Annotated in this window: 2 protein-coding genes; both read right to left on the bottom strand. The window is 71.1% G+C overall.

Annotated features, from left to right (window positions below; genetic code table 11):
* Positions 1–327: 327 nt before the first annotated feature.
* Complete coding sequence (gene aceE, locus DY245_RS34295) at positions 328–2,991, bottom strand: pyruvate dehydrogenase (acetyl-transferring), homodimeric type (RefSeq protein WP_128511025.1); 2,664 nt, start codon at positions 2,989–2,991, stop codon at positions 328–330.
* 265 nt (positions 2,992–3,256) lie between these two features.
* Positions 3,257–3,880 carry a GntR family transcriptional regulator gene (locus DY245_RS34300; RefSeq protein WP_128511026.1) on the bottom strand — a complete coding sequence of 208 codons (624 nt, stop codon included), beginning with the start codon at positions 3,878–3,880 and terminating at the stop codon, positions 3,257–3,259.
* Positions 3,881–3,979: the final 99 nt, after the last annotated feature.

A 3,979-nucleotide genomic window follows, 5' to 3' on the forward strand; every position in this document is an offset into this window, starting at 1 on the left:
CCCCCGAAGGGGGGTGGGCGGAGGGGAAACAAGATAAGAAGGCCCGGCCGTTGTCAGGGCATGACCGGCCGGGCCGGAGGGTTCCCGTGCGGAGGCCCCGGGCGCGGGATGGTGGCCTCCGCACGGGAGTTCGGGGGTGCCCCTGAAGGGGCGGGCGGCACCCCGCACGGGGGTGCCCCTCAAAGACGGACGCACCCGGCACGGGAGCGCCCCTCAAAGCCGGGCGGCACCCGGTGTCGGCCGGGGCCGCCCACGTCGGCGGCACCCGGTGTCGGCCGGGGCCGCCCACGTCGGCGGCGCCCGGTGTCGGCCGGAGCCGCCCATGTCTCACAGGCCGTACCGCTCCCTGGCCTCCTTGACCGTCTCCGACTTGACCTCGCCGCGGCGGGCGAGGGACGCCAGCGCCTGGACGACCACCGACTGCGGGTCGACGCCGAAGTGGCGGCGGGCCGCCTCGCGGGTATCGGAGAGACCGAAACCGTCGGTGCCGATGGAGGTCCAGTCCTGCTCGACCCAGGGGGCGATCTGGTCCGGGACGGCACGCATCCAGTCGCTGACCGCGACGACCGGGCCGGGGGCGCCGGCCAGTGCACGGGTGACGTACGGGATCCGGTCCTCGCCCTCCAGGCGGGCGGCGTCGCACTCCAGGGCGTCGCGGCGCAGCTCCGTCCAGGACGGCGCCGACCAGACGTCGGCCGCCACGCCCCAGTCGTCGGCCAGCAACTGCTGCGCCTCCAGGGCCCAGTGGATGGCCGTACCCGAGCCGAGGAGCTGGAGGCGGGGGGCGTCGGACTCGTCGAGAGCGGCCTCCTTGAAGCGGTACAGGCCGCGCAGGATGCCCTCTTCGACGCCCTCGGGCATGGCCGGCTGGACCTTGGGCTCGTTGTAGACGGTGAGGTAGTAGAAGACGTTCTCGGGGTTCTCGCCGTACATCCGGCGCAGACCGTCCTTGACGATCACCGCGATCTCGTACGCGAAGGCCGGGTCGTAGTTGAGGGACGCCGGGTTCGTGGACGCGATCAGGTGCGAGTGGCCGTCGGCGTGCTGAAGGCCCTCACCGGTCAGGGTGGTACGGCCGGCGGTGGCGCCGACGATGAAGCCCTTGCCGAGCTGGTCGGCGAGCTGCCACATCTGGTCGGCGGTGCGCTGCCAGCCGAACATCGAGTAGAAGATGTAGAAGGGGATCATCGGCTCGCCGTGCGTCGCGTACGACGAGGCGGCGGCGATGAAGTCGGCCATGGCGCCGGCCTCGGTGATGCCCTCGTTGAGGATCTGGCCGTCGGTGGCTTCCTTGTAGTACATCAGCTGGTCGCGGTCGACCGGCTCGTACGTCTGGCCCTTGGGCGAGTAGATGCCGACCGAGGGGAACAGCGACTCCATACCGAAGGTGCGGGCCTCGTCGGGAACGATCGGCACCCAGCGCTTGCCGGTCTGCTTGTCCCGTATCAGGTCCTTGACGAGGCGGACGAAGGCCATGGTGGTGGCCATCTCCTGCTTGCCGGAGCCCTTGTACAGCGCCTTGAAGGCGCGCTCCTCGGGCGCGGGCAGCGCCGGGACCGGGTGGACCCGGCGGGCAGGGGCCGGACCGCCGAGGGACGCGCGGCGCTCCTGGAGGTAGCGGACCTCGGGGGAGTCGGCGCCCGGGTGGCCGTACGGAACGAGCTCCTCGTCCAGCTTGGAGTCCGGGATGGGAAGGTCGAGCAGGTCGCGCATGGCGCGGAACTCCTTGCCCGAGAGCTTCTTCATCTGGTGGTTGGCGTTCTTGGACTCGAAGCCGGCGCCCAGGGTGTAGCCCTTGACGGTCTGCGCGAGGATCACGGTCGGCGCGCCCTGGTACTCCACGGCCGCCTTGTAGGCCGCGTACACCTTGCGGGCCTCGTGGCCGCCGCGGGAGGTGTGGAAGCACTCGGCGATCTTCGCGTCGGTCAGCACCTTGGCCATCTCGACCAGGGCCGGCTCCGCGCCGAAGAAGTGCTCGCGGATGTAGGCGACGTCGCGGGTGGCGTACGTCTGGAACTGCGCGTCCGGCACCTGGCGCAGACGGCGGACGAGCGCACCGGTGGTGTCGAGCTGGAACAGCTCGTCCCAGGAGGAGCCCCACAGGGACTTGACGACGTTCCAGCCGGCGCCGCGGAACTGGGCCTCCAGCTCCTGAACGATCTTGAAGTTGGCGCGGACCGGGCCGTCGAGGCGCTGGAGGTTGCAGTTGATGACGAAGGTCAGGTTGTCCAGACCCTCGCGGGCCGCCAGGGCGAGCGCGGCGGTCGACTCGGGCTCGTCCATCTCGCCGTCGCCCAGGAACGCCCAGACGTGCGAGTTGGCGGTGTCCTTGATGCCGCGGTTGGCCAGGTAGCGGTTGAAGCGCGCCTGGTAGATCGCGGAGAGCGGGCCGAGGCCCATGGAGACGGTCGGGAACTCCCACAGCCAGGGCAGGCGCCGCGGGTGCGGGTAGGAGGGCAGACCGTTGCCGCCGGCCTCCTGGCGGAAGTTGTCGAGCTGCTGCTCGGAAAGGCGGCCGTCGAGGAAGGCGCGGGCGTAGATGCCGGGCGAGGCATGGCCCTGGATGTAGAGCTGGTCGCCGCTGCCGTCGCCCTCCTTGCCGCGGAAGAAGTGGTTGAAGCCGGTCTCGTAGAGCCAGGCGGCGGAGGCGAAGGTCGCGATGTGGCCGCCGACGCCGAACCGCGAGCCGCGCGTCACCATGGCGGCGGCGTTCCAGCGGTTCCAGGCGGTGATCCTGGCTTCCATCGCCTCGTCGCCCGGGAGGCCGGGCTCGGCGGAGGTCGGGATGGTGTTGACGTAGTCCGTCTCCAGGAGCGCGAGCCCGGGGGCACCGGTGTGCTCCAGCGCGCGGCGCATCAGATACGCGGCACGGTGCGGGCCCGCGGCCCTGGTGACGGCGTCAAGCGATTCGCGCCACTCGGCGGTCTCCTCGGGGTCCCGGTCCGGGATCTGGTCGAGCTGGCTGTACGTGGTACGTACGGGATCGGGCATGGGTGGCCCCTTTCCGGACGGTCGGTCGGGAGTGCGAGTGGATGCTTGGCAGGCAGGGGTGTCGCGCCCCGACAGGCGACGATACGCCTCTGATCGATGATCGATCAACGCTCACCGGACGAATAACCGCAGGTCGGCACGGGGTGCCGCATTTTTGGGCACCGGGTGCCAGTCTTGGAGCCCCCTCCGAGGCACCCCGCGGGCCGCTCGGACAACGCCTCCGCGGGGCCCTCTCAGGCCTCCCTCAGGCCTCCCTCGGGCCCCCTCAGACCCTCGGTGCGCAGCTCAGCACATGTGCCTTGAGCAGGGTGCCGATCTCCGGGTCGCGGCGCCGGAAGGCGTCCACGATCTCCTGGTGGTCCTGGGCGTGCGAGCGCGGCTCCGGGCTGAACCAGCGGATCGACAGCGTCGTCCAGACCTCGATGCCCAGCGACTCCCAGGTGTGCAGCAGTACGGCGTTCCCGGCCGCCCGCACGATCTCCCGGTGGAAGGCCACCGTGTGCCGCACCTGGGCCTCCCCGTCACCCGCCAGATCGGCCTCGCGCAGCGCCGCCACCTCGCGCTCCAGCACCGCGGTGTCCTCGGCCAGCCGCCCGGCGGCCAGCTCCGCGGCCACCTGCTCAAGGCCGGCGCGCACCGGATAGCTCTCCTTGAGGTCGTCCGCGGTCAGATTCCGTACGCGGACGCCCTTGTTCGGCGCCGACTCGATCAGCTGCAGCGACTCCAGCTCCCGCAGCGCCTCCCGTACGGGCGTCTGGCTGACCTCCAGCTCGACCGCGATCCGCCGCTCCACGATCCGCTCGCCCGGCTGCCAGCGGCCGCTGACGATCCCCTCAAGGATGTGCTCGCGGATCTGCTCGCGCAGCGAATGGACGACGGGCGGGGTCATGACGTGCTCCTTCAGAGCGGGGGTGGCAAGGGGGCCATTATCCGGGACGCGGACGCGCAAAGGGGTCGGCCCCGGCTCGTACGAGATGCCGTACGAGCC

It is taken from the genome of Streptomyces inhibens (assembly GCF_003389455.1).
GTDB classification, from domain to species: domain Bacteria; phylum Actinomycetota; class Actinomycetes; order Streptomycetales; family Streptomycetaceae; genus Streptomyces; species Streptomyces inhibens.

What these genes read in the sequence shown, in the direction of transcription:
- aceE (WP_128511025.1), bottom strand. Translation starts at nt 2,991, where the DNA reads ATGCCCGATCCCGTACGTACCACGTACAGCCAGCTCGACCAGATCCCG.
- DY245_RS34300 (WP_128511026.1), bottom strand. Translation starts at nt 3,880, where the DNA reads ATGACCCCGCCCGTCGTCCATTCGCTGCGCGAGCAGATCCGCGAGCAC.